This window comes from Bradyrhizobium sp. P5_C12 (genome assembly GCF_054049735.1).
This window is the reverse complement of the sequence record NZ_JBFULU010000003.1, coordinates 1-25536: the sequence shown is the minus strand read 5'-3', so window position 1 is coordinate 25536 and position 25536 is coordinate 1. Positions and strand designations below refer to the sequence as shown.

Here is a 25536-nt window from a genome sequence, read left to right as displayed (position 1 = left end):
GCCGCTGGTTACATCGCGATTTCTTTCGCCTCTCCCCGTTGGGGAGAGGTGAGGCGCATCAGGCTGCCAGCCGCGGCTGCTGCCACACCGGCAATTGCATCCGCACGATCAGCCCGTGCGGCTCGCGGTCGTGCAGCGACAGATCGCCGCCATGGGCGAGCGCGATCGCGTGCGCGATCGACAGGCCGAGCCCGAAGCCGGTGGATTCGTCCATGGTGCGCGCTTCGTCGCCGCGCACGAACGGCTCCAGCATCTCCTGCTTGCGCGCATCGGAGATGCCGGGTCCGTCGTCCTCGACGTCGATGGTGAGCTTTGTGCCGGCGACGTCGAGGCGGATCGTCACCTCGGCGCCGAAGCGCACCGCATTCTCGACCAGGTTGGTGACGCCGCGATGCAGATCGTCAGGCCGCGCGGCGGCCGTCGCCGAGGCCGGCCCTTCATAGTGCACGACATGGCCCATGTCGCCGAACTGGTCGGCTATCAGCTGTAGCGTGCTCGCGATGTCGACCAGCGTCACTGCCTCGATCTTGCGGTCGTTGCGGAGCAGCGACAGCACGGATTCCAGCATCGAGCGCATCTGGTCGAGATCGATCAGCATGCGCTTGCGGTTGCCCTCGTCCTCGATGAATTCGGCGCGTAAGCGAAGCCGCGTGATCGGCGTGCGCAGATCGTGGCTGATCGCAGCGAGCATCCTGGTGCGATCCGACATCAGCCGCGCGATCCGCTCATGCATGCGGTTGAGCGCGCGCGCGACCGAACGGATCTCTTCCGGGCCGCGCTCGGGCAGCGGCTCGGCGGCGCCGTCGAGGCTGAAATTTTCGGCGGCCCTGGCAAAGGACGACAGCGGCGCGGTCAGCGCCCGCGCGGCCCACAGGCCCAGCACGGTGACGCAGATGAAGGCGGACATCAGCGTCATCAGCCACGGCGCGCCCCAGAACCACGGCCGAGGCCCGCCCTCGACACGGCCGGCGATCATGGTGCCGTCGGGCAATTGCACGCCGATGCGGTGCGTGCCGCCCTCGGGGTCGAGCTGCACCACCTTGTAGCCGCGGCCGAGGTGGCGGCGGATCCCGTGCAGGTGCTGGCTCTCGCTCTCCTGGACGACGCTCGCAGTGCCGGGCGCCGGCGTCTCGATGTTGAGCTTCGGGAAGGCGCGCGCGAGATCCGCGATGAGGCGCGGCCGCTCGCCGGCGTCGGCCGAGCCGAGCAGCAGCGCGGCATCGGTCAATTGACGAGCGCCATCCGGCGGCGCGTCCGAACGGTCGGGCCGGCTGATCAGGAAGGCGGTGGTGACGACGAGATGCAGCGCGACGGTCGAAGCCAGAACCAGCGCGGCGATCTGCCCGCCGATACCCTTGAGGTGGAAGAACCCGAACGGCTTCATCGTCGGCGCCCCTTTAGCTGCTCAGGGAGGCCGCAACCGCTTCAGTTCTCGGCGTGAACAGATAGCCGCCGGAGCGCACCGTCTTGATGATGGTCGGATCCTGCGGATTGGGCTCGATCTTGCGGCGGATGCGGCTGACCAGCACGTCGATGGAGCGTTCGAACGAGCCGGTGTTGCGCCCCTGCGTGAGGTCGAGCAGGCTGTCGCGCGACAGCACGCGGCCGGGCCGCTCGCAGAACGTCCTGAGCAGATCGAACTCGGCGCTGGTCACCGCGACGCGCGCGCCGTCGGGATTGCGCAATTCGCGCAGGCGCAGGTCGATGCGCCAGCCCTCGAAGGCGAGCGTAGAGGCGCCCTCGATCGAGCTTGCGGCCTGTGCCGACGCCTGGCGGCGCAGCACCGCGTTGATGCGCGCGAGCAGCTCTCGCGGGTTGAACGGTTTCGGCAGATAGTCGTCCGCGCCCATCTCGAGGCCGACGATGCGGTCGACGTCCTCGCCGCGCGCGGTCAGCATGATGATCGGCGTCTGCGTCTCGGAGCGCACCTTGCGGCACAGGCTCAAGCCGTCCTCGCCGGGCAGCATGACGTCGAGGATGATCAGGTCGACGCGATGGTCGGCCATGGCGCGCGACATCTCGCGGCCGTCGCTCACGGCGGTGACGTTGCAGGCGTTGTTGCGCAGGTACTTCGCAATCAACGTCCGGGTTTCGCGGTCGTCCTCGACGACCAGGATGTTGGGACTGGGAATGGCCATGAGCTTTGTTTGTCCAAGATTCGGGCCAAATGGCGAAGATTTTTGTTTCAGATTGTTTCCGGGTGACCTCTCGCAACACCCTGCAATAGCCGGGCCGTGGAGCGGCAAGGTCTCGTTAAGTCCGTTAACCATACCGTGGCGTGGTCACACAGGAAACCCCGCAAAACCCACGGAGCCATCATGACCTCGATTTCGGCGGCCTCCGCCGGTAACTACCAGTCGCCGCTGCAGCGGCTGCAGCAGGAATTGCAATCGGAAGTCTCCGCCGGCACGATCTCGTCGTCGGACCAGTCCGCGCTCTCGACGGCGCTGACCGACATCGACACAGCGCTCCAGCAGAGCCGGTCCAGCGACCAGTCGAGCGGCACGCGGCCCTCGAAGGACGACATGAAGTCGAAGATCGACGACCTCATTTCCAACGAGGTCTCGAACGGAACGCTGACCTCGGATCAGGCCGAACAACTCAAGGGCGTGTTTCAGTCCGCCTTCGCCAGCGGTCCCGGCGGCGCCGGCGGCCCTCCGCCCGGCCCGCCGCCGGATGACAGCTCTTCGGATTCGTCGTCGTCCACGGACCAGACCAGCAGCACGTCGAGCGAGTCCACCACGGCGGAGATCCTCCAGCAGTTTCTCCAGGCGCTGCAACAGTCGCAATCGTCGACTTCGTCCTACGGCGCCAACGGCAGTTCGACGAGCTCGTCGAGCAGTGCGGATTTCTCGGCGCTTCTGATCGACTACAAGAGCTGACCTGAGCGACGCGGGTCGGCGCGGTCCTCGCCGCGATGATGCTTCTTCCCAGGGCATCATCGCCGGCGGGGAACCGTGCATCTCGAACGTTCCCGCGGAACCTTCGTCGCAGTGCAGCGCCATCATTACGCAGCGAAATTGCCGCGACTTAGGAACTGCCCTTGTTCGGCGCGGTTCTCTCCACACGAGTTTTCTGTCGAAGGAGAGGACAACATGTTGATGAAATCGATCGCCGCCGGCCTTGCCGGCACCGCGCTGCTTGCGACCGTTGCGTTCGCACAATCACCGACCGCCACCACCGACAAGGCACCGACCGCAGCCACTGCAACGACGACCACCACCTCGGCGTCTGGCCAGTGGCGTGCTTCGAAGATGTCGGGCCTCAAGGTCTATAACGACGCCAACGAGAACATCGGCTCGATCAACGAACTCCTGATGGACAAGAACGGAGATATCAAGATCGCGGTGATCGGCGTCGGCGGCTTCCTCGGCCTGGGCGAGCATCTGGTCGCCGTGCCCTTCGAGAAGCTGAAGTTCGTCAATGAGGCCGTTGCTTATACCGGCACCGGCACGAACCCGAACGCCAAGCCGGCGACCACGACCACGGGTGCTGCGACCGGCATGGACAAGTCCACGACGACCACCGTGACGCCTTCGTCGAAGTGGTATCCGGACCACGCCGTGTTCAATGCGTCCAAGGACGAGCTGAAGAACATGCCCGAGTTCAAGTATGCGGAGTAATGCGGTTCGTCTGACGACTTAAACGACGCGCGCCCGGTTTTCACCGGGCGCGCTGTCGTGCCTGCTTCACCTCTCCCCGCAAGCGGGGAGAGGGAGAAGAAACTCAGTGCGTCGCCAGCGGGCAACCGCCCTTGTCGAGCGGACGGAACGCCTCGTCGCCGGGGACGGTGGCAATCAGCTTGTAGAGGTCCCACTCGCCCTTGGATTCCTCGGGCTTCTTTACCTCGAACAGATACATGTCGTGGACCATGCGGCCGTCGATGCGGATCTTGCCGTTTTTGGCGAAGAAGTCGTTGACCGGCGTGGCGCGCATCTTTTCCATCACCTTCGGCGCCTCGTCGCTCTTGATCGCCTCGATCGCCTTCAGATAGTGCATCGTCGCCGAGTAGAGACCGGCCTGGATCATGGTGGGCATGTGTCCGACCTTCTCGTTGAAGCGCTTGGAGAAGGCGCGCGTCTCGTCGTTCATGTCCCAGTAGAACGCATCGGTGACGATCAGGCCCTGCGTCGCCTTGATGCCGAGCGAATGCGTGTCGGTGATCTCCTGCAACAGCGCGATCATCTTCTGGCCGCCCTGGGTCAGGCCGAACTCGGCGGCCTGCTTCAGCGCATTGGTGGTGTCGCCGCCGGCATTGGCCAGCGCGACCACCTTGGCCTTCGAGGCCTGGGCCTGGAGCAGGAAGGAGGAGAAGTCCGACGAGTTGAGCGGATGGCGCACCTCGCCGAGCACCTTGCCGCCGCTTTCCTTGACGACGTTTGCGGCATCGCGCTGCAGCGCCATGCCGAAGGCGTAGTCGGCGGTGATGAAGAACCAGGTGTCCTCGCCGCGCTTGACCATCGCCTTGCCGGCGACGTTCGACAGCGCATAGGTGTCATAGGTCCAGTGCACGGTGTTGGGCGAGCAGGCAACGCCGGTGATGTCGGATGAGCCGCCGCCGGAATTGATGTTGATCTTGTTCTTCTCGCGGGTGAGCGCCGAGATCGGCAACGCCACCGAGGAGGTAGGCACGTCGAAGATCGCATCGACCTTGTCGTTGTCGTACCAGTTGCGCGCGATATTGACGCCGACGTCCGGCTTGTTCTGGTGGTCGGCGGCGACCACCTCGACCGGCAGGCCGGCGACCTTGCCGCCGTAATCGGCGACCGCCATCTGCACCGCGGCGAGCGAGCCCTTGCCGGTCGCGTCCGCATAGAGGCTCGACATGTCGGTGAGCACGCCGATCTTGACCACATTGTCGGAAATCTGCGCCTGCGCGCCGCCGCTGGAAGCAGCGAGAGCGAGACCGGCCGCAACCGCGGCGATGAGTTTTTGCATGTTGTTTTTCTCCCTTTGCGTTGTTGTTTGGGCTTTGTTGCGGGGACTGTTCTAGCGACAAACGGTCGCGGCAGCTAAGCCAAAGATGCGTGAGGGGGTGGAGAAATAAGCAGGGGGCGGCGGTGTTTCCTTCGCCTCTCCCCGCAAGCGGGGAGAGGAAGAAGTTACACCACCGGTCAGGCGCTGCTGCCCTTGAGCCGTTCGTTGCGGCGGCGCAGGCCTTCCAGGGTGGCGAGGAGGATGACCGATACCGTGGTCAGGATCACCGCCGCTGCCGTGATGGTCGGGCTGATGTTCTCGCGGATGCCGCTGAACATCTCGCGCGGCAGGGTGCGCTGCTCGGGACCTGCCATGAACAGCACGATCACCACCTCATCGAAGCTGGTCGCGAAGGCGAACAGCGCACCCGACGCCAGGCCGGGCAGGATCAGCGGCAGGATCACGCGGCGGAACGCATAAAGCGGCGAGGCGCCGAGCGAGGCGGCGGCGCGTGCCAAATTGGTGTCGAAGCTTTGCAGCGTCGCGCCGACCGTGATCACCACAAAGGGCGTCGCCAGCGCGGTGTGGGCCAGGATCAAGCCGAGATAACTGCCGGTCAGTCCGATCGGCGCGAAGAAGAAATACAGACCGACCGCGGTGATGACGCCGGGCACGACGACCGGTGACAGCACGAAAGCCAGCACGAGCGGCTTGAAGCGGCTCTTCCACTGCGCCAGCCCCAGCGCGGCCAGCGTGCCAAGCACCATCGACAGCAGGGTCGAGGCAACGCCGATGATCATGCTGTTCTTCAGCGAATTCATCCAGCGCGGCGAGTTGATGAAGTCGTCGTACCAGCGCAAGGAGAGGCCCGGCAGCGGATAGGTGAGGTACGAGCCCGAGCTGAAGGACAGCGGCATGATCGCAAGGATCGGCGCGATCAGGAAGATGAACACCAGCGTGGAGACGATGATGGTCGCGGTCCACGCGATGCGCTGGCTGGGCGTGCGGAGGGAAGAATGATCGCTCAATTCTTCATTCCTCCCGTGACCTGCTGTCCCTGCACCAGCTTGCCGTAGACGAGAGCGAGCAGAACAGTGGCGAGCAGCAGCACCGCCCCCAACGCCGAGGCAAGGCCCCAATTGGCCGTCTCGGTCGTATAGAGCGCGATGAAGTAGCTCATCATTTGATCGGCGGCGCCCCCGACGAGTGCCGGTGTGATGTAGTAGCCGAGCGCCAGGATGAAGACGAGCAGGCCTCCCGCGCCGATGCCGGGCAGCGTCTGGGGCAGGTAGATCCGCAGGAAGGCGGTGTGTGGTGGCGCACCGAGCGAGGCGGCGGCACGCATGTAGGCAGGCGAGATCGCCTTCATGCTGCTGTACAGCGGCAGGATCATGAACGGCAGGAGAACGTGAGTCATGGCCACGCAGACACCGAAGCGGTTGTAGATCAGGCGCAACGGCTCGTCGATGATGCCAAGCCAGTGCAGGCTGTCGTTCACGACGCCCTTGCTCTGCAACAACACGATCCATGCGCATGTGCGGACCAGAAGCGACGTCCAGAACGGCAGCAGGACGAAGATCATCAGCAGGTTCGACCGGCCGGGTGGCAGCGTCGCCAGCAGGTAAGCGACCGGGAAGCCGAGGATCAGGCAGAGTACCGTGACACTGAGGCTGATGAGGAAGGTGCGGGCGAAAATGTTGCGGTAAATCGCCTGATCCGCCGGGGCTGCGATGATCGCGCCGTCCACGTTCCGCGTCAGGTCGAGCGCCGCCAGAAGGTAGAAGCCGGTCACCGGGCCGCTGGCGTCCTTGATCGTGGTCCAGGTGGCGCGTTCGCGCCAGGCCGGGTTGATCTTGCCGAGCGTCTCTTTGGCCGCCCCTCGCTCGGGCTGCGCCTTCAGATTGCGGGCCGTGCTGGTCAGGATCGTGCGGAAGCCGTTGAGTGCGTAATTGAGACGCTTGGCCGCGATGGCGATGGTGGCGGAAGCGCGCGCCGCCAGGATGTCGCTTGCCAGCGCCGCGTAGGCCTTTTCGTCCGGCAGGTCCTTGCCGTCCCAACTCGCGAGAGCGGCGACTGTCTGAGGTAGAACCTGACGCACCTCCCGGTCATCGACGGCGCGCCACAGCATGCCGGCGATCGGGCCTGCGAAGGTGAAGAGCAGGAAGACGAGAAGCGGTGCTACCAGCGCCAATGCCTTGACCTGGCGTGTCCGCTCCGCACGCCTCAATCGGCGCTTGAGCGGCACTTCGGTCGATGCATCGGCGCCGGTCAAGCGCGCATTCGTCATTGGTCGAGCCTTGGGTCGAGCCTTGCGGGACGCGTTATTTCGCGGCCCATTTGTTGAAGCGCTCGGTCAGGCGGTCGATGTTCTCGAGCCAGAAGCCAACGTTGATCTCGACCGCGTTCTTGATGTTGTCAGGCGCCGTCGGCAGGTCCTTCAGAACGGCGGGCGCGAGCAGAGCGGCTGCGTCCTTGTTCGAGGTGCCATAGGCAATGTTCTCCGACAGTTTTGACTGGTTCTCCGCTTTGCCTGCGAAGTCCAGGAACTTGTAGGCCGCGTCCTTGTTCGGGCTGCCCTTCAGGATGACCCAGCTGTCGAGGGTGAAGAGCGCTCCGTCCCACACCATGCCAAAATTCTTCTTCTCGTTCTTGTTCGCGGTGTCGATGCGGCCGTTGTAGACCGAGGTCATCGCGACCTCGCCGGAGGCGAGCAATTGCGGCGGCTGGGCGCCGGCCTTCCACCAGACGAGGTCGCCCTTGATGGTGTCCAGCTTCTTGAACGCGCGATCGACGCCCTCGTCGGTCGCCAGCACCTTGTAGACGTCCTTCGGCGGAACGCCGTCGGCCATGAGGGCGATCTCCAGCGTGGTCTTCGGGCCCTGACGCAAGGCGCGCTTGCCCGGAATCTTCTTGGTGTCGAAGAAGTCGGCCCAGCCGGCAGGCGCGTCCTTCAGCTTGTCCTTGTCGTAGCCGAGAACGAAATCGTAGAGGATGGCGCCGACGCCGCAGGGATTGACCGACGGCGGGATATAGGCGGCCTCGCCGCCGATTTTGGAATAATCCAGCTTCTCGAACAGGCCTTCCTCGCAGCCGACCGCCAGTTCGTCGCTCTCGACCTGCACGACGTCCCAGGTGGCGGCGCCACCCTGCACCTTGGCGCGCAACACGCCGACGCCGCCGTCCCAGGACTCGTCGTTCATCGCAACACCGGCTGCCTTCTTGAACGGCTCGAAATAGACCTTCTTCTGGGCATCCTGATAGGCGCCGCCCCACGACACGACGGTGAGGTCACGCGCCTGCGCGAGCGTCGCCAGCGCAGCGCTGGCGCTGAACGCCGCGGCGAAACCGAGAGCAATCTTGCCAATCTTGCGCTTCAGCATGGTCCTTGTTCCTTCTTCATGAGCGTTGCGTTGAGGTTGATCGATGCCGGTCCGGATCAGACGGGATCGAGGGCCAGGCAGTCCTCGGGACGGAAGGTGATGAATACGTTCTCGCCAGGTCTTAGGTTGCCAGGTCTTAGGTTGCCATGTCTCAGGTTGCCAGGTCTCAGACTGTCATGCGCTCCCGGCTGAAGCTTGACCATGAACTCCCCGTTGCCGGCGACATCGAGCACGGCCAGCGCGTGGTCGCCGAGATAGATGGTGTTCTGCACCCTGGCCGGCAGTCGGTTGGGTCCCTCGCTGGAGGTGCCATCCGGGACAATGGCGATCCGCTCCGGCCGCACCGACAGGGAGGTCGATGCGCCCGCGCCTGATACGTTGACCGCCCGTGCGGTCACGGCGCCGCCACCCGCCAGCGCGACGCGGCAATATTCCTTCTCGATCGTCTCGACGGTGCCGGCCAGCACGTTGTTCTCGCCGATGAAGTGGGCGACGAAGCTGTTCACCGGATGCTCATACAGCGCGTCGGGCCTGTCGATCTGCTGCACGATGCCGTCGTTGAACACGGCGATGCGGTCCGACATGGTGAGCGCTTCACTCTGATCGTGGGTGACATAGACGACGGTGATGCCCATCGTCTCGTGCAGTTGCTTGATCTCCAGTTGCATCTGCTCCCGCAGGCGCTTGTCCAGGGCGCCCAGGGGTTCGTCCATCAGCACGAGTTGCGGATTGAAAACCAGCGCGCGGGCCAGCGCCACGCGTTGCTGCTGACCGCCGGACAGCTGCCCGGGCCGCCGGTGCGCCAGGGTTTCCATCTTGATCATGCGCAACGCGGCCCTGACGCGCTCCTGCGCTTCCGCCTTGTTCGTGTTGCGAACGGACAACGGGAAGGCGATGTTCTCCGCGATTGTCAGGTGCGGGAACAGGGCATAGTTCTGGAACACCATGCCGATGTCGCGCTTATGGGGCGGCACGTTCTTGATGGGCCGGTCGGCGAGGTAGATCTCGCCATGGGTCGGAACCTCGAAGCCAGCCAGCATCATCAGCGTGGTCGTCTTGCCCGAGCCGGACGGGCCGAGCAGAGTGATGAACTCGCCCTTCCTGATGTCGAGGTCGAGGTTCTTCACCACGAGGTGCTCGCCATCGTAGGTCTTCTGAATGCCGGAAAAGCGCACCAGTGCCGGCGCAGGCGTGACCATGCCGGCTTCCATATCATCCTCGCGTTATCAGCTACAGTGCTGTCAGGACCTCGTCCGAGGTTGCGACGAACAGCTTAGCATCCTCCGATGAGAATGCCAGCGGTGCAAGCGACGCGCGCACGGGCCCGGCGCGTGAGGGCGCGCTACATCCCCGACAGCTTCGTCACGTACACGTTCAGCGAGCCGCCGGCCTCGGCGACAATGCGCAGCGTCTTGGAGTCGAAGGCGATGTCGGCGAGGGTCAGGCTGTCGATCTTGGCCTCGACCTTGAGGCCGTCCTCGCTCTTCTGGTAGTCGGCGATCGCGGCGGCGATCTTCTCGCGGGCGTTCGCGGCGATCGGCTTCAGGTCGAGCGTCGCCTTCTGCAGCAGCGCCTGCTGCATCTTCGGCACCACGGCGCGCGCCGCCGCGCCGAGCAGGCCGAAGGCGGCCTCGGATTCCACCGCGAGCTGGATGTCGGCGAGCCGCAGCGTTTGCTGCGCCTGGTCGAGCATCGGCCGGCCCCAGATGTGCACGGTGGCTTCCGCTCCGAGGCCGAGCCAGCTCGTCTTCTCCTTGGCACGCACCAGCAGAGAGATCAGGAGCCGGTCGCCGGACGGGATCACGTTGACGCTCTTCACGGTGACGTCGACCGGGCCGGAGCCGTCCTCGGGATAGGTGTGGCCGACCATCTGCGCGGCGATGAGCTTGTTGATCTCGGTGAAGGGCACGTCGATCGGCACGCCGATGCTCACGCCGGTGCCGGTCGGCGGCACGATCGAAATCTTGTCGGGGAACGGGCAGTCCGGCTTGGTCGCTGTCGTCGTGACGCGCGTCTCGGCCTCCAGGCCGAGCAGCAAGGTCACGGCCTGTGCGTCGACACGCGGCTGCGCCGCGATCGCCCGCACCGGCTTCATCTCGAGCCAGAGCGGCGGCAGCGCGGCGGTAGATCCCGTGCCTTGCAGCGGGATCGAGCGGCACGCCTTGGCCCACTGCACCTTCGCATTCTCCCGCAGCGACGGATCGTTGCGGATGCGCTCGGAGACCACGTTGAGCTGTTCGCCGACCGTCTTGTCGATCAGCGGCTTCACCTGTGCGGGCACGTTGACCTTGGCGCCGGCGACCGAGAGGTTGGTGTCGCCGAGATTGACCTGGGCACCGAGATTGGGCTCGAGATGCCAGTTCGCCGCGAGCTTCGGGCGCGAGGTGACGACCACGTTGCCCTTGATCTCGGCGCTGGCATTCAGGTTCTTGATGTTGACGGCGCCGATCCGTTTCGCCGCGTCGCCGCCGAGCACGCCGCCGAGCACGCCGCTGAGCGCGTCGCCGAGCGCGCCGGTCGCCTTCGATGACAGCGAGCCCGTCACGTTCAGCTTGCCGGTGAGCGGAGTCGAGATGGTCAGCACGTCCTTGTCGCCGGCAGCCGCCATCGGCCCGCGCACGGCGGACCAGCCGATGTCGGCGTTCTCCAGAATCTGCGAGATCGGGTTGTCGGCCTTCCCGGCGAAATTGCGCGGCGCGGCCTTTTCGGCCTGCTCGCGGATCGCCGAGATCGCAATCGCGACCGGCGCGACCACGATCGAGCTCTTCGAGGCCGGCGGCAGCGGCGGCAATTGCGCGACCGGCGGCGCGGAGGTCGTCCCCCGCGGCGACAGCCAGTCCATCGCTTTCAGGCTGATGAAAAACGACGCCGCAATCACCACGACCGCGATCAGGATAGTCTTCAAGTTCAACGTCAGACGCATCGATCCCCCAGGCCGCCCGGGGATGGATTTTACAGGGCGGGCGAGGAGGGCGCTAGAGCGCACCGGTGGGGTGGAATTGGGGCGAATGGGTTAACGGCTGCGGCCGTGCCGTTGCCGCTTATTCCGGCCGTCATCGCGGGCCTAGCTGCGCCGGGGACGGCGGACCGCTCTCACATTGCCGCGATCTCCGCCACCGCAGTAGAAGCGGTCGCCGCCGTCGGACTCCAACCCCGAGACCATCGTCCCTGCGGGCAGGTCGAGCTGCTCCAGCACCTTGCCGCTCTCCGGGTCGATCCGCCTGATGTCACTGTCGTCGCCCTCCCAGGTGCCGTGCCAGAGCTCGCCGTCGACCCAGGTCACCCCGGTCACGAAGCGCTTGCTTTCGATGGTGCGCAGAACCGTCCCCGTCTCCGGATCGATCTGATGGATCTTCCGCTCGCGATATTGACCGACCCAGAGCGAACCCTCCGCCCAGGCCAGTCCGGAGTCGCCACCGCCGCCCGGTGCGGGGATGGTGGTGAGCACCTGGCCGGTCGCGGCGTCGATCTTCTGGATGCGGTCCTCGGCGATCTGGAACAGGTGCTTGCCGTCGAATGCCGTCCCCGCATGTGCGGCGACATCGATCGAGCGTGCGATCTTGCCGCTGTCCGGATCGACCGCATTCAACTTGTCGCCGGATGCGAACCAGACATGGGCGCCGTCATAGGTGACGCCATGCACGGCCTCGACGCCCGCGAAAGGCCCGTACTCCCTGACGATCTCGGCGGCTGAACGTTTCATGTGCTCGATCCCTGTGTGGTGATGCCACCTTACGTCTTCAGGAGCGGTCCGGGGAGTAACAAGCCTGTCGGGAAACCCGGGACGGGCGGGGTGATCCAGCGCCGCGCCCGCCCGTGTCCGAAGGACTGCACCTTGTTCGACCGGGCCAGCTCGTCGAGTGCCCGCTGCACCGTACGCGCGCTCGTTCCAAGCGCCAGCGCGAGCGCCGAGCTCGACCACGGCTCGCCGTCGGAGAGGACGGCGAGCACGGCAGCGTGCTTCTCCTCGACCGGCCGTGCCAGCACCAGAACCTGTCGCGTCTTGCGCGGTGTCAGCGCAAAGCCCTGCTTCGTCGCGCTCACATCGGCGAGAGGCTTGAGCTTCGCGCGGAGCCGCCCGATCTCGACCCGCAACCGGGCGCGATGCGATTCATCGACGTGCCTCGCCTGAAATGCCGCGGTCATCAGCGCCTCCCGGGACACGTCCGCGGGCCACGCCTGCGCCAGGGGGCGGGCGAGCGCGAACAGCACCGGCCGGGTTCCGAACGACACGACGATGCCTCCCTTGCGAACGGTGTGGTGGAACGTGTCCACGACAAGCGCCTCGGACGCCGCCAGCGCTTCGACTTGTCCAAGCAACAGCGGATGCTCCTTGCCGCGCGCAATCAGGCGCGCCGCGGGCGTGTCGAGGACGAGGCTCGTGCTTTCGACTTCGGCCGTGAGTGCCGGAATCCCGGCTGACCGCGCCGCGTTGGCCGCGCGGTCGAGCGCCGCGCGCGCGTCTTTCGATCTGAGCCGCCTGATCGCGATGCCGGCGACCACGAGCTCGCGGACGACCTGGGATGCAGGCGGCAGTGGTGATGCGCCGAGTTCGGCCAGCGTACGCTCGGCCTCGTCGAGGCGCCCGACGAGGAGGAGGCGCCGGGCCTCGATGTGACCGGCATGGGCGGCATTGACGAGATCGCCGTGTTTTTCGAGCGTCGCCCGCGCGGCTGCGAGGGTTTTCACCGGCCAGTTCAGGTCGCGTGAGACGAGCGCGATCTCGGCTTCGGCCACCACGCATCTTGCGCGCGCCACGGCCTCTCGCGGACCGAAGGCGCGCGCCGCGCTTCGCAGCAGCGACTTCGCCTTCGCGAGATCGCCGAGCTGTGCCATCGCGATCCCGCGCAGCGCCAGCGAAGGTGCATCGTTGCGCAACGCAACACGGTTCAAGGCGCCGAGCGGATCGCCGGCTTCGAGCGCGCGCGCGGCAGCCGTGATCAGCGATTCCATTCAAATCCCGCCACACTTGTTACTCCCACCGCGCAACCGCTTGGTGCCAGAAATCGTTGACGGCCGACAATGTGCGGTGAGTGGCGGGCAGTTCCGCGTCCGTCGTAGCGCAACGCGGAACGACCGCCAAGGCAACAGGTTTGGAGAGCGATGATGACTTCAGCAGACAACGCAGGAACTAACGGACAGGCCGCCATGCAAACACCGCCGGTGGTGTCGCCGCAGGACTGGGAGGCAGCCCGTCAGCAACTGCTCGTGAAGGAAAAGGCGCATACCCGTGCCCGCGACGCGCTGGCCGCCGAGCGCCGGCGCATGCCGTGGATGGCCGTCAACAAAACCTATGCGTTCGAGGGGCCCGGCGGCAAGATCAGTCTGCTCGATCTGTTCCAGGGCCGGCGGCAGCTGATCGTCTACCGGGCCTTCTTCGAGCCGGGCGTGTTCGGCTGGCCCGATCAGGCGTGCCGCGGTTGCTCGATGGTGGCCGATCAGGTCGCCCATGTCTCGCACCTGAACGCGCGGGACACCACGCTCGTCTTCGCCTCGCGTGCGCCCCAGGCGGATATCGCGCGGCTGAAGAAGCGGATGGGCTGGACCATGCCATGGGTCACCGTCACGGACAGTTTTGACGCCGATTTCGGCGTGGACGAATGGCACGGCACGAACGTGTTCTATCGCGACGGCGACCGCATCTTCCGCACGTATCTGGTCAAGAGCCGCGGCGACGAGCAGATGGGCGGCACCTGGAACTATCTCGACATCACGCCGCTCGGCCGGCAGGAGGTCTGGGAGGACTCGCCGAAAGGCTATCCGCAGACCCCGACCTACAAATGGTGGAACTGGCACGACAGCTACGCGGAAGGTGCGGCGCCCGACAAGCGGTGGGTCGAGGTGTCGGACGCCGGCGAGAAGGCGCTCCGCGAGGCGGGCGCGTGACCGAGATCTGCTCCGTCGGCGCGGCCGCCGGCACCAGCCGTGTGGCCGCGCATCGCCTCGCCAGATGGCTGGCGCTCGCGGCCACGCCGACCTTCGCGATCATGGCCGTGCTGACGGCCGTGCTCGGCGGCGGCCCGGCGGACATGCTCTGCTCCGCCGGAGGCGGATTGTCTCTCGGCGGAATGGTCCCGATGTATCTCCTGATGAGTGCGTTTCATGCGTCGGCGTGGCTGAGGCTGATGTCGGAGCGGAGAGGCCGCGGCGGGCGGTGACGTCCATCGGGATCTGCTAGCGCAGTCTCAGCCCGAAGACTTCCTCGAGCAGGCTGAGCATCGCGGCCCAGGAGCGGCGCTCGGCCGCTTCGTGATAGGCATGGTTCGGCACGTCCTGACCAACGAGCTCGGGATTGGTGAAGCAATGCGCCGCACCGCCATAGACATGAGCCTGCCAGTCGACGGCGGTCGCGCGCATGTCCCGCTCGAAATTGGCGAGCTGCGTGAGGGATACGAGGGCGTCGGCGGCACCGTGACACACCAGCACCCTGGCCTTGATATTCGCTGAATCCTCCGGCCGCTCGTTCGGGAAACCGCCATGGAAGCTCACGACGGCCGCGAGATCGGCGCCGGTCCGCGCCAGCTCCAGTGCCGTCGTGCCGCCGAAGCAATAGCCGATGGCGGCGAGCCGCGTGGCGTCAACCGCCTGCTGCCCCGCCAGGGCGGTGCGCGCCGCTTCCGCCCGCTCGCGCCAGCGCGCGGTGTCGGCGCGCAAACCGTTCATCAACTCGATCGCCTGCGGCACGTCGGGAGCCGTTCTGCCGCCGCCGTAGAGATCGGCCACCAGCACGACAAGGCCAAGTCCGGCCAACCGCTCCGCACATGCGATCGCATGGCTGCCGATGCCGCGGGCGTCGGGGAACAGGACGATGCCCGGACCTCGGGCGGTTGCGGCTGCGTCGGTGACGAGGACGCCCTGAAGTTCTGCGATGCTGTCGCGATATCGGAGAATTGCCTGCGTCATGGTGCTGCCAAATGCGAGAGGGGCAGGGGCGCACCCGCCTTCAGCGTCTGGATCGCGATGCTGCTGCGAACCTCGCGCACGATGGGCAGATTGAGCAGCTTGTCGACCAGGAAGCGCTGGTAGTCCTCGAGCTCGGGCACCACGATTTCGAGGAGGTAGTCGACCTCGCCGGACACGAGGTGACAGGCGACCACTTCGGGCATCGCCACGACCGTGTGCTCGAACGCCAGCGCCTGCTGGTTGGCGTGGCCGTTGATCTTGACGCCGAGAAAGGCCGAGAAGCCGAGCCCGATGCGGCCGCGCCGCAGCGAGGCGCGGTAGCCGTCGATATAGCCGTCCTGCTCCAGCCGCCGCGTGCGGCGGAGGCAGGGCGAGGGCGACAGGCCGACCCGATCCGCCAGTTCGATATTGCTCAGTCGCGCATTGGTCTGGAGTTCGGCGACGATGCGCCGGTCGATCGCATCCAGCTCGCATTTTGGCATAAAGCGCATCCCGTTTGATCGAAGAGGGCGCAATGTTGCGCCGGGAGCGGCAAGACTAGCTCACTTCGCAAGGACATGCCTCCGCTTTCCATGGGATGGATTGCGCCGACCCCGTCACCAATGGAGTGAGCCATGACCGAAAGCCCGACCGTTGCGCCGCTGCTGGAGGCTGTCGCGCGCTACTTCACGCTGATGTACGACAACGACGTGTCGCAGTTCGATCGCGTCTTTGCGGCGACCGCGCAGCTCCACGGATGTCGCGACGCCGAATTGCGGACATTGCCGGCTCATGACTACAGGACGATGCTGGCGGCGACCCCGTCGCCGAAATCCAGAGATGCACCGCGCCTTCAGGAGATATTGCTGATCGATCTGGCATCGCCCGTACAAGCGCTGGTGAAGGTCCGGGTCCGGATCGATGTGCTCCAGTATGTCGACTATCTGGCGTATCACCGTATCAATGACGCCTGGCTGATCACGGCGAAATCGTTCCATGTCGAGCGACGATATGAGGCTGCGGGATCATGACCGGCAGTGATCCTATGGCTGGCCGGCCACGGATTGCAGATACGCAACAACCTTGGGCGCTTCGTCCGCGGAGACGCCGCCATAGGGCTGCATCTTGTTGCCCGACACGACTTCATCCGGCTTGACCATGAAGCGGGTGAGCTTGTCCTTGTCCCAGACGAAGCCGGCTTCCTTCATCGACGGAGAGTAGTTGTAGTCGGGCAGCGAGCCTGCCTTCCGTCCGACGATCTTGCTGAGGTTGGGGCCCAGGCGATTGTCGCCCTCCTTCACCGAGTGACACGTGCGGCAGGAATTGTTGAACGCCTGCTGAGCTGCCTCGTCGTTCGCCGGCTGCTGGGCGAGCGAGGAGTGCGCGAACAGGAGCAGCGTCAATGCTCCGGCGCCGGCGATCGAGCGCAGCCATGGGCTTGGCGACGTTTGCCGGACCGATCGCATCTGCGCCTCCATGAGGATCGCGCTCACGCTGCTCGAGGCGAGGTCGCCCGGAGAGCATGATGCAAACGAAAACGGCCCCGGTGGGTTCCGGGGCCGTTTGCGTCAGAATGTCCTGTCGCTTTATCGCGTGGCGGCGCCGAGATCCGCGCGGCGTTCCGTCATCGGCAGCACGATCACCTTGGTGCCGACGTTGACGCGGGAATAGAGGTCGGTGACGTCGTCGTTGGTCAGGCGAATGCAGCCCGAGGAGACGTGCTTGCCGATGGTGTCGGGCGCGTTGGTGCCGTGGATGCGGTAGATGGTGCCGCCGAGATACATGGCGCGGGCGCCGAGCGGGTTGCCGGGGCCGCCGGCCATGTGGCGCGGCAGATAGGGCTGGCGGGCGATCATCTCCGGCGGCGGGGTCCAGTCCGGCCACTCGGCCTTCTTGGTCACCGACTGCACGCCGGACCAGGTGAAGCCGTCGCGGCCGACGCCGATGCCGTAGCGGACGGCCTGACCATTGCCGAGCACATAATAAAGATAGGTGTTGGGCGTATCGATGATGATGGTGCCCGGCGCCTCGCGCGTCGCGTAGGCGACGGTCTGGCGGCGGAAGCGCGCCGGCATCTCGACCGCGTCCTGGTCCTCGGAGGGAGCTGCCTGGTAAGGCGTCGCCTGGTAGGGCTGATAGGGCTGGATCGGCTGCGGCGCCGCCATCGGCGGCAGCGGCTGGAAGAAGGGGAAAAGCTGCACGGGCGCGGCCTTGGCCGGGCCGGCGAATGCGATTGCGGTAACAGCCATTGCGCTCAAAGCAACGGCGCGCGAATACGTCTTGAACGTGCCCAGATTGAACATTTGATCGCCCCTGTTTGCTCGGTGTTTTTGCTCACCGCGGCACCGCTACCGGTGCTCCGTTGCCTAAATCACTAACGGCAAAAAGTTTCGGGACGTTTGCGCGGAAAACCGAAAACGGTTTCGTCGCGGCAAGGATTGTTTCATGACAGTTTCGTGGCCGCGCGGACTCGTTAACGAACAAAACAGCGGGCGGACACTTATATGACGTCACACGCCTGAAATATCCGTGGTTGATGGTCGTAAGCCGAGAATCATCAAACTCTCGGGATTTCCCCATGCGGGTATTAATCGCGACTGACGCCTGGCATCCGCAGGTTAACGGTGTGGTCCGGACCCTGACCTCGCTGACCGCTGCCGCCAAGGCGCTCGACGTCGAGATCGACTTCCTGACGCCGGACGGCTTTCCGTCATGGCCGCTGCCGACCTATCCGGGCCTGCGGATCGCGTTGCCGAGCGGCAAGGAGATCGCGCGGCGGATCGAGAAGGCTGCGCCGGAAGCCCTGCACATCGCGACCGAAGGCCCGATCGGCTGGGCGGCGCGGGCCTATTGCCGCCGCAACCGGCTCGCCTTCACCACATCCTATACGACGCGCTTTCCGGAATACGTCTCGGTGCGGACCGGCATTCCCGCCGCCGCCGGCTATGCCGTGCTGCGCCATTTCCACGATGCCGCGGCCATGACCATGGTGGCGACGCCGTCGCTGCGGCAGGAGCTCTCCGAGCGCGGCTTCAAGCGGCTCGGGTTCTGGACGCGCGGCGTCAATACCGAACTGTTCCACCCGGACTCCCCGGCCAGGCTCGACCTGCCCGGTCCGATCTTCATGACGATGGGACGCGTGGCAGTGGAGAAGAATCTCGAAGCGTTTCTCTCGCTCGATCTTCCCGGCACCAAGGTCGTCGTCGGCGACGGCCCGCAGAAGGCGCAGCTCGAAAAGAAATATCCGGACGTCGTCTTCCTCGGCGAAAAGAAGGGCGCAGACCTCACCGCGCATCTGGCCGCCGCCGACGTCTTCGTCTTCCCGAGCCTCACCGACACCTTCGGCGTGGTGCAGCTCGAGGCGCTCGCCTGCGGCACGCCGGTGGCGGCGTTTCCGGTGACGGGCCCGAAGGATGTCATTGCCGATCATCCGATCGGTGCGATCGACCATGATCTGCGCACCGCGTGCCTGCGCGCACTGACCATGTCGCGCGAGACCTGCCGCAATTTCGCGCTGGAGCGCTCCTGGGAAAACAGTGCGCGCCAGTTCGTCGGAAACCTCACCTCACTCCAGCCCAGCCGCATCCTGCGCGCCTCGCCTCGCATGGCGCGGCGGCCGGTGCGCGGCTGATCGACCCTTTGACCCACAGCGAGAACCTCATCGATGGCTAAGATCATGAACCTTGACGGCACCCAGCAGCTCGACCTCACCCGTGGTACGGTCGAGCAGGCCTACGATCGCTGGGCGCCCGTCTACGATCTCGTGTTCGGCGGCGTGTTCGCCAAGGGCCGGCAGGCGGCGATCGCGGCCACCAACAAGATCGGCGGCCGTGTGCTCGAGGTCGGCGTCGGCACCGGCATCTCGCTGCCGCTCTACGCGCCGCATCTGCGCATCTTCGGCACCGACATTTCGGAAGCGATGCTCGACAAGGCGCGCCAGCGCGTCGCCGAGGGCAAGCTGAAGAACGTCGAGGGCCTCGCGGTGATGGACGCCGAGAAGCTCGAATTCCCCGACAATTCCTTCGACGTCGTCATGGCGCAGTACGTCGTCACGGCGGTGCCGAATCCGGAGGCCGCGCTCGACGAATTCGCCCGCGTGCTGCGTCCCGGCGGCGAGCTGATCATCCTCACCCGCGTCAGCGCGGACGCCGGCATGCGCCGCTTCATCGAGCAGAAGCTCCAGCCGGTGGTGCGTCCGCTCGGCTTCCGCACCGCCGAGTTCGCCTGGTCGCGCTATGTGAAGTGGCTCGCCGGCGCCAACGGCATCGAGCTCGCCGAGCGCCGCCTGATTCCGCCGCTCGGCCATTTCTCGCTGGTGCGCTTCCGCAAGGTGGACGTCGCCAAGGCGGCCTGAGCTCCCGCTCACGCGTTGCGTGCGTCATCGCGCCGCTGCACATCGTCACATGACAAAATGATGATGTCACACGGCGTACACCGAATCCCTGTAAATCCCGTACCCGAAAGCATTTTGGGGGAGAGCATGATCAAGAATTATCTCGAGCAGCTGCGGATCCAGCGCTGGGACGACCATCGCTACTATCACCACAGCCGCATCAACCAGAGCCTGCACTTCGTCAGCGCGCTGAGCTTCCTGTTTGCCTATGTCTGGCTGTTCGTCGATCCCATGGTCTCGGCGCTGGTCGGCTGGCTGGTCTCGATGACCTCGCGCCAGGCCGGTCACTTCTTCTTCGAACCGCACGATTACGACCACATCAACCAGGCGACGCACGAGTACAAGGAAGACATCAAGGTCGGCTACAACCTTCAGCGCAAGGTGGTGCTGATGGCGATCTGGGCGCTGTCGCCGCTGGTGCTGGTTGTCGATCCCACGCTGTTCGGCCTGTTCACGCCCTGGGCCAGCGCGACCGACTTCATGCGTCAGGTCGCCAAGATCTGGCTTGTGATCGGCGGCGGCGGCCTCCTGTTCCGCACCGTGCACCTGTTCTTCATCCGCGACGTCGAGACCGGCCTCGTCTGGATGACCAAGATCCTGACCGACCCCTTCCACGATCTGATGCTCTATCGCAGCGCTCCGCTGGCGCTGATGCGCGGCGAGCTGATGGATCCGGGCCTGCACCTCAATCCCGAGCACACGCTGGGCTTGATCGGCGAGCCCACGCTGGAAGAGCAGCACGCCTGAGCGCGCGCCTCACAGCAAGCACTCCGATGTCCGATGGTTGCGTCATGCCCGGCCTTGTGCCGGGCATCCACGTCTTGGGGGCTCCGAACGCGGTGCTTCCTTCGCCTCTCCCCGCGTGCGGGGAGATTGGATCGAGCGGCGCCGCAAACGCCGTCATTCCGGGGCGATGCGTAGCATCGAACCCGGAATCTCGAGATTCCGGGCTCGGTCCTGCGGACCGCCCCGGAATGACGGTGGCTGTGTTGAGAGAACCGGCCTCAGCGCCCGAAGCGCTTGGCCAGCATCTCTTTCAAAATCTGCCGCTTGATATTCTTGTTGGTGAGCACGCCGTCATGCCACCAGAAGCCGTCGGCCTTCATCTTCTCGGCGGCGCGGACGAAGCGTTCGGCGACTTCGGTGAAATCGGCGTCGGTGTAGTTCAGGCTGAAGATCAGCCGGCCGGTCCCGACCCAGCTCAGCGACAGGCCCTCGGCGCGCAGGTAATATTGCAGCATCCAATTATAGCGGGACGGCGTGGTGTATTTCACCGTCCAGATCGACGAGAAGTTGGCGAACCGCACCGGCAGGCCGGCGTCCGTCATCATCTGGTTGAGCTTTTGGGCGCGGCCGTTCCAGGTGGCGTCCAGCCCGTCATAGATGGCGCGGAAGTTCGGGCTGGCGAGCCGGCTCAAGAACTCGTCCATCGCCGTCATGACGTAGGGATGCGAGTTGAAGGTGCCGCGGGCGAAGCAGATATCGGCCGGGCGATCGTCGTTGAAGCGGCGCATCAGCTCGCGTTTGCCGCAGACCACGCCGACCGGCAGGCCGCCGGCGAGGCTCTTGCCGTAGGTCACCATGTCGGCCTTGACGCCGAAATATTCCTGGGCGCCGCCGGCAGCGAGACGGAAGCCGACGAAGACCTCGTCGAAGATCAGCACGATGCCGCGCTCGGTGCAGACTTCGCGCAGCTTCTTCAACCATTCAGTGTAGGCCGCGCGGTCAAAGTTGCCGCCGCGGGAGCTGTCGACCAGCGAGGAATCGCCGGGCGCGTTGCCGTTCGGATGCAGGCCCTGCAACGGGTTGACCAGCACGCAGGCAATGTCCTTGCGCGTGCGCAGCACGTGCAGCGTCTTCTCCGACATCTCGGCGAGGGTGTAGGTCTCGTGCGCGGGAATCGGGTTACCGACGCCGGGCTGCACGTCGCCCCACCAGCCGTGATAGGCGCCGGCAAAGCGGACCAGATGCGTGCGCTTGGTGTGGTAGCGCGCGAGCCGCACCGCCTGCATCACGGCCTCGGTGCCGGACATGTGGAACGAGACCTCGTCGAGGCCCGAGATCTGGCAGAGCCGTTGTACGTTCTCGAGGATGACCGGATGGTAGGGCCCGAGCACCGGACCGAGCGCGTGCGCCCGCTTCTCCGAGCCCTCGATGCACTCCTTGTAGAAGTCGTTGCCGAAGATGTTGACGCCGTAGGACCCGGTGAGGTCGTAGGAGGTGTTGCCGTCGACATCCGTGACGGTGACGCCGCTGGACGATTCCATGAAGGTCGAGGTGCCCAGATGCTCGCGGACCAGGCGCGAGAACTGGAACGGCACGCGGTAGGTCTCGGTGAAGTTCAGGTCGGAGATCGTCTCCGCCGCCTCCTTCGTCATCGCGCGGCCCTTGGGGTAGCGCTCGGCGTAAAGCTTGGCGAGGCGGAAAAAGGCGTCCTTGCGCTGGGCCACGATGTTTGCGGGCGCGCCGTCGCAGCCGAAGTACTTGTCGCCTTCGAACTCGTAGAACGGGAGCAGCCGCGCCACCCGGCGCGACATCTTGGAGTGTCCGGCGAGCGACCGGTGCTTGGCGCGGGAGAGTTCGATCCGCGCCTTGATCTTCGGGAAGGCGGCGGCAGCGGACGCTGCGGCGGCCACGGAAAATGAGAGAATCGGGAGTGTCGTTTCCATGACAACAAGCGCTAATACTGCGAGCTGACAGATTCATGACAGTCAAAGCCCTCATCGCCTCTTTCACCCAGCAGGAAGACCTCAACTTCCTGTTGACCAACCGCATCCCCCGCGCCGCGCTGACCCGCTTCATGGGCTGGTTCTCCAAGATCGAGAACCCGCTCGTGCGGGACTTCTCGATCGCGCTGTGGAAGCTATTCTCCGACCTCGATTTGTCGGAGGCGAAGAAGACCCATTTCAAGAGCCTGCACGACTGCTTCACCCGGGAGCTCAAGCCGGGCCTGCGGCCCTTTGATCCGGACCCTTGCATTGTCGCCAGCCCGTCGGACGGCATCGTCGGCGCCCATGGCCGGATCGCCGACACCGAGCTGTTCCAGGTCAAGGGCGCGCCCTATTCGCTGCTCGACCTGCTCGGCGATTCTGCTTTGGTGGATCAGCACCGCAACGGAAGCTTCGTCACGCTGCGGTTGACCTCGAGCATGTATCATCGCTTCCACGCGCCCTACGATGCACACATCGAACGCGTCACGCTGATCCATGGCGACGTCTGGAACGTCAACCCGATCGCGCTGAAGCGGGTCGAGCGTCTGTTCTGCAAGAACGAGCGCGCAGTGATCCGTACCCATCTGTCGACCGGCGAGGCCGTGACACTGGTGCCGGTTGCAGCCATCCTGGTCGCGAGCATCCGGCTGCACTTCCTCGACATGGTGCTGAATGCGCAGACCAGGGGGCCGGTCAACTTTCCCTGCGATGTCAATGTGACCAAGGGCGAGGAGCTCGGCTGGTTCGAGCACGGCTCGACCATCATCATCCTGGCGCCCGGCGATTTCACCTTCTGCGACGGCATCGCCGAGGGCACGCGCATCCACGCCGGTCAAGCACTGTTGAGAAAAAACTAGCCTTCAATCCGCCGTCTCCGCCGCCTATATCGTCCGCGGGGACGGTTCGACACGGCGAGACTTTTCGATGGCGCGGGCGCCGGTTCTGGCGGCGGGTGGTATTGTGTTGCGGCGGGGCGCGCCGCCGCTGGTTGCGGTCGTGCGTCAGCGCAAGCGTAACGAATGGGTTTTGCCCAAGGGCAAGCTCGACGACGGCGAGACGCCAAAGCAAGCCGCACACCGCGAGGTGCTGGAGGAGACCGGCCACGACGTCGCCATCCACGAATTTTTGGGCACACTCGTCTACCAGTCTGGCGGGCGCTCCAAGGCCGTGCACTTCTGGCGCATGGAGGCCGAGGGCGGGCCGGTCCGCAAGCTGATGAACGACATCAAGGCGGTCGACTGGCTGACGCTGGAGGATGCGATCGCGCGCCTGTCGCGTGAATATGAGCGCGCCTTCCTGGTGCAGATCGGACCGATCGCGATCGCTGCCGCCGGGCTCGCGCCGGCGGATGCGGACGCGACACCGCCGCTCGCACGCGACGACGTCGACGCCGCCTTGCAGACCCTGACACCGGCCGAAGCCGCCTCCGTCGACGAACTGCGGCATGGCCTGCTGCAGAAGGTGAGAGCGTGGCTGCGCGGCGAGGCGTGAGCTCGCTTTTCACCTCTCCCCGCAAGAGCGGGGCGAGGGAGCGCACCGAGCGCGTCGACGCACACGCTAGACTTCACCGCCGCTCCTTCTTCTCCCTCGGAGCGGGCGCCGGCTTGCGCGGTGCTGCGGGGCGCTGCGCGCCCGGCAGGCGCTGCTGGAATCCGCCCTGGCGTTGAATGCCGCCTGGTTGCTGGGCTGCAGGCGGCTGACCGGGCTGCAATCCGGTGCGCGGCGTTTGTGGTTGCGGCGTTCCGCCCGGTTGAGGCGGCGTCGCTGCCCCGGGCCGCGCCGGAATCTGTCCACCGTGCGGCGGTTGCGCCTGCGATGCACCGCCCGGCTGCGTGCCTGGTCCGCTGCGCGGCGCGCCAGCCGGACGCCCCGCACCTTGCTGCTGACCTTGGCCGGCGCGCGGCGTGCCCGGCTGCACGGCGCCGCCTTGACCCTGCCGCTGCGGCGGCTGCGCGCCTGGCTGCGTTCCTTGGCGGTTCGGCGCGCCCGGCTGCTGCTGACCTGGACGGTTGTTCAGCCCCGGCTGGCCGTTCGGCCGCTGTTGTCCCGGCGGGGTGGCCGGCCGCAATTGCTGCTGCTGCGGCGGCTGGAGCGGGCGCGGAATGCGGCTGCTCGCGCCGGGATTGGCGCGGCGGAAGTCGCGTTGCTCGGTGACGATCTGGCGCCCCGTGGTCTGCGCCAGATGCACCTGGCTGACGAAGCCGCGGTCGCGCGCGATCTGCTGCGGTGGAATCGTGATCGGCACCGCGGCGAAGCGCATGGCGCCGGCGGCGCCCGCGCCGGGGCGGATCGCAAAGCCGCTCGCGCCTTGCGTCAGCGCGCCGAGCCGCGTGCCGCTGCTGCGGTCGTCGACGTCGATGTGGCCGACGCGGCCGTCGGCATCGGGATAGAGCTTGATGTTGACGTTGTTGGCGCTGCTCGCGGCTGCGCCTTCCGGCACGTCGACGACGCCGGTGGTGCCGCGGATGCCGAGCGTCGCGGTCGGCGTCGTGATCTTCATGTCGCCGGTCTTCGCCACCGCCGCGGCGACGAAGGCGACCGTGCCCTTGCCGATGTCGACGATCGCCGAATTCTGCTTGCCGCCGTCCTCATAGACGTAATTGTCGATGGTGATTTTTGCGCTGGCGGAGAGATTGAAGGTGGTCGCATCGTTGAAGGTGATGCCGAGCGAGGATTTCGACGAGGTCTGCACGGTGTCGTTGAGATAGATGTCGTCGCGGACTTTCAGCGGGTACGAGTTCTTGTCGCGGATCACGGTCGCGATTCCTGTCACGGTCGCGACGTTGCCGATCGGCTCGACGGTGGCGGGCTGCGCCTCCGCGGCCGGTGTCGGCGAGGCCGATGGCGTCGGGGAGGGCGCGGGTGCCGGCTGCGCTTGCGGCTGTACCTGCGCGAGTTCGATTGTATCGGATGCAGATGCCACGCTCGCGCCGGCCAGCGGCAACGCCAGCAGCGGAAGCGCGAACGCGAAGCGGCGCCAAGCCACGATAAAAGTCACGAGGAAGTCCCGGTGAGAAACGCGAGGCGAGATCGGCCGATATCAGCCGGCGGCGGCTGAATGGCGGATGAACGTCTGTCGCATGGGAGAGGCGAATGTACAAATGCCACGTCCCTGCATGAGGGACGTGGCATTTGATTCTGGCTCGTCATTCCGGGGCGCGCGATAGCGCGAACCCGGAATCTCGAAGTTGTAGCGCGAGATCCCGGGTTCGATGCTGCGCATCGCCCCGGGATGACACCTTCGGTGTCAGCT

General features: G+C 65.7%; 26 protein-coding genes. 10 read left to right on the top strand and 16 right to left on the bottom strand.

Annotated features, from left to right (window positions below; translation table 11 throughout):
- Positions 1-58: 58 nt before the first annotated feature.
- Together ACXJMY_RS03090 and ACXJMY_RS03085 are read right to left on the bottom strand one after the other, a co-directional pair.
- A complete protein-coding gene (locus ACXJMY_RS03090; protein ID WP_456617859.1) occupies positions 59-1384 on the bottom strand; it encodes an ATP-binding protein in 1326 nt (441 codons plus the stop codon).
- 13 nt (positions 1385-1397) lie between these two features.
- Positions 1398-2138, bottom strand: a complete 741-nt coding sequence (locus ACXJMY_RS03085) for a response regulator (RefSeq protein ID WP_456617858.1) — start codon at positions 2136-2138, stop codon at positions 1398-1400.
- A 180-nt stretch (positions 2139-2318) separates the two neighbouring features.
- On the opposite strand from ACXJMY_RS03085, the gene ACXJMY_RS03080 reads away from it, so the two are divergent.
- Both ACXJMY_RS03080 and ACXJMY_RS03075 read left to right on the top strand, forming a co-directional pair.
- Positions 2319-2882, top strand: a complete 564-nt coding sequence (locus tag ACXJMY_RS03080; protein WP_456617857.1) for a hypothetical protein — start codon at positions 2319-2321, stop codon at positions 2880-2882.
- Positions 2883-3095: 213 nt separating this feature from the next.
- Positions 3096-3623: a PRC-barrel domain-containing protein gene (locus tag ACXJMY_RS03075; RefSeq protein ID WP_456617856.1), complete on the top strand. Its 528-nt coding sequence runs from the start codon at positions 3096-3098 to the stop codon at positions 3621-3623.
- A gap of 103 nt (positions 3624-3726) precedes the next feature.
- Here ACXJMY_RS03075 and ACXJMY_RS03070 read toward each other — a convergent pair whose 3' ends face one another.
- The 8 genes from ACXJMY_RS03070 to ACXJMY_RS03035 form a co-directional block, all read right to left on the bottom strand.
- Positions 3727-4938, bottom strand: coding sequence for an ABC transporter substrate-binding protein (locus ACXJMY_RS03070; RefSeq protein WP_456617855.1), 1212 nt, complete (start codon positions 4936-4938; stop codon positions 3727-3729).
- 176 nt (positions 4939-5114) lie between these two features.
- Positions 5115-5945 carry an ABC transporter permease gene (locus ACXJMY_RS03065; protein ID WP_456617854.1) on the bottom strand — a complete coding sequence of 277 codons (831 nt, stop codon included), beginning with the start codon at positions 5943-5945 and terminating at the stop codon, positions 5115-5117.
- Positions 5942-7204: an ABC transporter permease gene (locus tag ACXJMY_RS03060; protein WP_456617853.1), complete on the bottom strand. Its 1263-nt coding sequence runs from the start codon at positions 7202-7204 to the stop codon at positions 5942-5944. Before ACXJMY_RS03060 ends, ACXJMY_RS03065 begins: the two co-directional genes overlap by 4 nt.
- 34 nt (positions 7205-7238) lie before the next feature.
- On the bottom strand, positions 7239-8297 hold the full coding sequence (locus ACXJMY_RS03055; protein WP_456617852.1) for an ABC transporter substrate-binding protein: 1059 nt from the start codon (positions 8295-8297) through the stop codon (positions 7239-7241).
- A 56-nt stretch (positions 8298-8353) separates the two neighbouring features.
- The gene (locus tag ACXJMY_RS03050) at positions 8354-9508 is read right to left on the bottom strand and encodes an ABC transporter ATP-binding protein (protein ID WP_456617851.1); all 1155 of its coding nucleotides are present in this window, start codon (positions 9506-9508) and stop codon (positions 8354-8356) included.
- A gap of 131 nt (positions 9509-9639) precedes the next feature.
- Positions 9640-11220: a DUF4403 family protein gene (locus ACXJMY_RS03045; protein ID WP_456617850.1), complete on the bottom strand. Its 1581-nt coding sequence runs from the start codon at positions 11218-11220 to the stop codon at positions 9640-9642.
- A gap of 141 nt (positions 11221-11361) precedes the next feature.
- On the bottom strand, positions 11362-12000 hold the full coding sequence (locus ACXJMY_RS03040) for a Vgb family protein (RefSeq protein WP_456617849.1): 639 nt from the start codon (positions 11998-12000) through the stop codon (positions 11362-11364).
- Positions 12001-12029: 29 nt separating this feature from the next.
- The gene (locus ACXJMY_RS03035; RefSeq protein WP_456617848.1) at positions 12030-13250 is read right to left on the bottom strand and encodes a helix-turn-helix domain-containing protein; all 1221 of its coding nucleotides are present in this window, start codon (positions 13248-13250) and stop codon (positions 12030-12032) included.
- A gap of 150 nt (positions 13251-13400) precedes the next feature.
- Here ACXJMY_RS03035 and ACXJMY_RS03030 point away from each other — a divergent pair, with 150 nt between their 5' ends.
- The gene (locus tag ACXJMY_RS03030) at positions 13401-14183 is read left to right on the top strand and encodes a DUF899 domain-containing protein (protein ID WP_456617847.1); all 783 of its coding nucleotides are present in this window, start codon (positions 13401-13403) and stop codon (positions 14181-14183) included.
- On the top strand, positions 14180-14455 hold the full coding sequence (locus tag ACXJMY_RS03025; protein ID WP_456617846.1) for a hypothetical protein: 276 nt from the start codon (positions 14180-14182) through the stop codon (positions 14453-14455). Before ACXJMY_RS03030 ends, ACXJMY_RS03025 begins: the two co-directional genes overlap by 4 nt.
- Before the next feature lie 16 nt (positions 14456-14471).
- Here ACXJMY_RS03025 and ACXJMY_RS03020 read toward each other — a convergent pair whose 3' ends face one another.
- Positions 14472-15200 carry a dienelactone hydrolase family protein gene (locus ACXJMY_RS03020; RefSeq protein WP_456617845.1) on the bottom strand — a complete coding sequence of 243 codons (729 nt, stop codon included), beginning with the start codon at positions 15198-15200 and terminating at the stop codon, positions 14472-14474.
- Positions 15197-15682, bottom strand: a complete 486-nt coding sequence (locus tag ACXJMY_RS03015) for an Lrp/AsnC family transcriptional regulator (protein WP_456617844.1) — start codon at positions 15680-15682, stop codon at positions 15197-15199. The genes ACXJMY_RS03020 and ACXJMY_RS03015 overlap by 4 nt, the downstream gene beginning before the upstream one ends.
- A 132-nt stretch (positions 15683-15814) precedes the next feature.
- Here ACXJMY_RS03015 and ACXJMY_RS03010 point away from each other — a divergent pair, with 132 nt between their 5' ends.
- On the top strand, positions 15815-16210 hold the full coding sequence (locus tag ACXJMY_RS03010; protein WP_456617843.1) for a nuclear transport factor 2 family protein: 396 nt from the start codon (positions 15815-15817) through the stop codon (positions 16208-16210).
- A gap of 12 nt (positions 16211-16222) precedes the next feature.
- On the opposite strand, the gene ACXJMY_RS03005 is transcribed toward ACXJMY_RS03010, so the two are convergent.
- Both ACXJMY_RS03005 and ACXJMY_RS03000 read right to left on the bottom strand, forming a co-directional pair.
- Entirely contained in the window at positions 16223-16645 is a 423-nt protein-coding gene (locus ACXJMY_RS03005) for a c-type cytochrome (RefSeq protein ID WP_456617842.1), read from the bottom strand.
- 120 nt (positions 16646-16765) lie between these two features.
- Positions 16766-17482 carry a L,D-transpeptidase gene (locus ACXJMY_RS03000; RefSeq protein ID WP_456617841.1) on the bottom strand — a complete coding sequence of 239 codons (717 nt, stop codon included), beginning with the start codon at positions 17480-17482 and terminating at the stop codon, positions 16766-16768.
- A 275-nt stretch (positions 17483-17757) separates the two neighbouring features.
- Between ACXJMY_RS03000 and ACXJMY_RS02995 the strand changes: the two genes are divergently transcribed.
- From ACXJMY_RS02995 to ACXJMY_RS02985, 3 genes are all read left to right on the top strand, one after another.
- Positions 17758-18810, top strand: coding sequence for a glycosyltransferase family 4 protein (locus tag ACXJMY_RS02995; RefSeq protein WP_456617840.1), 1053 nt, complete (start codon positions 17758-17760; stop codon positions 18808-18810).
- 33 nt (positions 18811-18843) lie between these two features.
- Complete coding sequence (locus ACXJMY_RS02990) at positions 18844-19533, top strand: methyltransferase domain-containing protein (RefSeq protein WP_456617839.1); 690 nt, start codon at positions 18844-18846, stop codon at positions 19531-19533.
- 126 nt (positions 19534-19659) lie between these two features.
- A complete protein-coding gene (locus ACXJMY_RS02985) occupies positions 19660-20319 on the top strand; it encodes a hypothetical protein (RefSeq protein ID WP_456617838.1) in 660 nt (219 codons plus the stop codon).
- A 257-nt stretch (positions 20320-20576) separates the two neighbouring features.
- Here ACXJMY_RS02985 and ACXJMY_RS02980 read toward each other — a convergent pair whose 3' ends face one another.
- Positions 20577-22241, bottom strand: coding sequence for an aminotransferase class III-fold pyridoxal phosphate-dependent enzyme (locus tag ACXJMY_RS02980; protein ID WP_456617837.1), 1665 nt, complete (start codon positions 22239-22241; stop codon positions 20577-20579).
- Between the two features lie 35 nt (positions 22242-22276).
- Between ACXJMY_RS02980 and asd the strand changes: the two genes are divergently transcribed.
- Positions 22277-23140 (top strand): archaetidylserine decarboxylase, encoded by an 864-nt coding sequence (gene asd, locus ACXJMY_RS02975; protein WP_456617836.1) that lies wholly within the window; start codon positions 22277-22279, stop codon positions 23138-23140.
- Positions 23141-23207: 67 nt separating this feature from the next.
- Positions 23208-23774, top strand: coding sequence for an NUDIX hydrolase (locus ACXJMY_RS02970; protein ID WP_456617835.1), 567 nt, complete (start codon positions 23208-23210; stop codon positions 23772-23774).
- A 73-nt stretch (positions 23775-23847) separates the two neighbouring features.
- Here ACXJMY_RS02970 and ACXJMY_RS02965 read toward each other — a convergent pair whose 3' ends face one another.
- Positions 23848-25272, bottom strand: coding sequence for a FecR domain-containing protein (locus tag ACXJMY_RS02965; protein ID WP_456618091.1), 1425 nt, complete (start codon positions 25270-25272; stop codon positions 23848-23850).
- Positions 25273-25536 lie beyond the last annotated feature (264 nt).

Excerpts from the sequence above, each read along its gene's own strand:
- ACXJMY_RS03090 (WP_456617859.1), bottom strand. The coding sequence starts at position 1,384 with ATGAAGCCGTTCGGGTTCTTCCACCTCAAGGGTATCGGCGGGCAGATC.
- ACXJMY_RS03085 (WP_456617858.1), bottom strand. The coding sequence starts at position 2,138 with ATGGCCATTCCCAGTCCCAACATCCTGGTCGTCGAGGACGACCGCGAA.
- ACXJMY_RS03080 (WP_456617857.1), top strand. The coding sequence starts at position 2,319 with ATGACCTCGATTTCGGCGGCCTCCGCCGGTAACTACCAGTCGCCGCTG.
- ACXJMY_RS03075 (WP_456617856.1), top strand. The coding sequence starts at position 3,096 with ATGTTGATGAAATCGATCGCCGCCGGCCTTGCCGGCACCGCGCTGCTT.
- ACXJMY_RS03070 (WP_456617855.1), bottom strand. The coding sequence starts at position 4,938 with ATGCAAAAACTCATCGCCGCGGTTGCGGCCGGTCTCGCTCTCGCTGCT.
- ACXJMY_RS03060 (WP_456617853.1), bottom strand. The coding sequence starts at position 7,204 with ATGACGAATGCGCGCTTGACCGGCGCCGATGCATCGACCGAAGTGCCG.
- ACXJMY_RS03055 (WP_456617852.1), bottom strand. The coding sequence starts at position 8,297 with ATGCTGAAGCGCAAGATTGGCAAGATTGCTCTCGGTTTCGCCGCGGCG.
- ACXJMY_RS03050 (WP_456617851.1), bottom strand. The coding sequence starts at position 9,508 with ATGGAAGCCGGCATGGTCACGCCTGCGCCGGCACTGGTGCGCTTTTCC.
- ACXJMY_RS03045 (WP_456617850.1), bottom strand. The coding sequence starts at position 11,220 with ATGCGTCTGACGTTGAACTTGAAGACTATCCTGATCGCGGTCGTGGTG.
- ACXJMY_RS03040 (WP_456617849.1), bottom strand. The coding sequence starts at position 12,000 with ATGAAACGTTCAGCCGCCGAGATCGTCAGGGAGTACGGGCCTTTCGCG.
- ACXJMY_RS03035 (WP_456617848.1), bottom strand. The coding sequence starts at position 13,250 with ATGGAATCGCTGATCACGGCTGCCGCGCGCGCGCTCGAAGCCGGCGAT.
- ACXJMY_RS03030 (WP_456617847.1), top strand. The coding sequence starts at position 13,401 with ATGATGACTTCAGCAGACAACGCAGGAACTAACGGACAGGCCGCCATG.
- ACXJMY_RS03020 (WP_456617845.1), bottom strand. The coding sequence starts at position 15,200 with ATGACGCAGGCAATTCTCCGATATCGCGACAGCATCGCAGAACTTCAG.
- ACXJMY_RS03015 (WP_456617844.1), bottom strand. The coding sequence starts at position 15,682 with ATGCCAAAATGCGAGCTGGATGCGATCGACCGGCGCATCGTCGCCGAA.
- ACXJMY_RS03010 (WP_456617843.1), top strand. The coding sequence starts at position 15,815 with ATGACCGAAAGCCCGACCGTTGCGCCGCTGCTGGAGGCTGTCGCGCGC.
- ACXJMY_RS03005 (WP_456617842.1), bottom strand. The coding sequence starts at position 16,645 with ATGCGATCGGTCCGGCAAACGTCGCCAAGCCCATGGCTGCGCTCGATC.
- ACXJMY_RS03000 (WP_456617841.1), bottom strand. The coding sequence starts at position 17,482 with ATGTTCAATCTGGGCACGTTCAAGACGTATTCGCGCGCCGTTGCTTTG.
- ACXJMY_RS02995 (WP_456617840.1), top strand. The coding sequence starts at position 17,758 with ATGCGGGTATTAATCGCGACTGACGCCTGGCATCCGCAGGTTAACGGT.
- ACXJMY_RS02990 (WP_456617839.1), top strand. The coding sequence starts at position 18,844 with ATGGCTAAGATCATGAACCTTGACGGCACCCAGCAGCTCGACCTCACC.
- ACXJMY_RS02985 (WP_456617838.1), top strand. The coding sequence starts at position 19,660 with ATGATCAAGAATTATCTCGAGCAGCTGCGGATCCAGCGCTGGGACGAC.
- ACXJMY_RS02980 (WP_456617837.1), bottom strand. The coding sequence starts at position 22,241 with ATGGAAACGACACTCCCGATTCTCTCATTTTCCGTGGCCGCCGCAGCG.
- asd (WP_456617836.1), top strand. The coding sequence starts at position 22,277 with ATGACAGTCAAAGCCCTCATCGCCTCTTTCACCCAGCAGGAAGACCTC.
- ACXJMY_RS02970 (WP_456617835.1), top strand. The coding sequence starts at position 23,208 with ATGGCGCGGGCGCCGGTTCTGGCGGCGGGTGGTATTGTGTTGCGGCGG.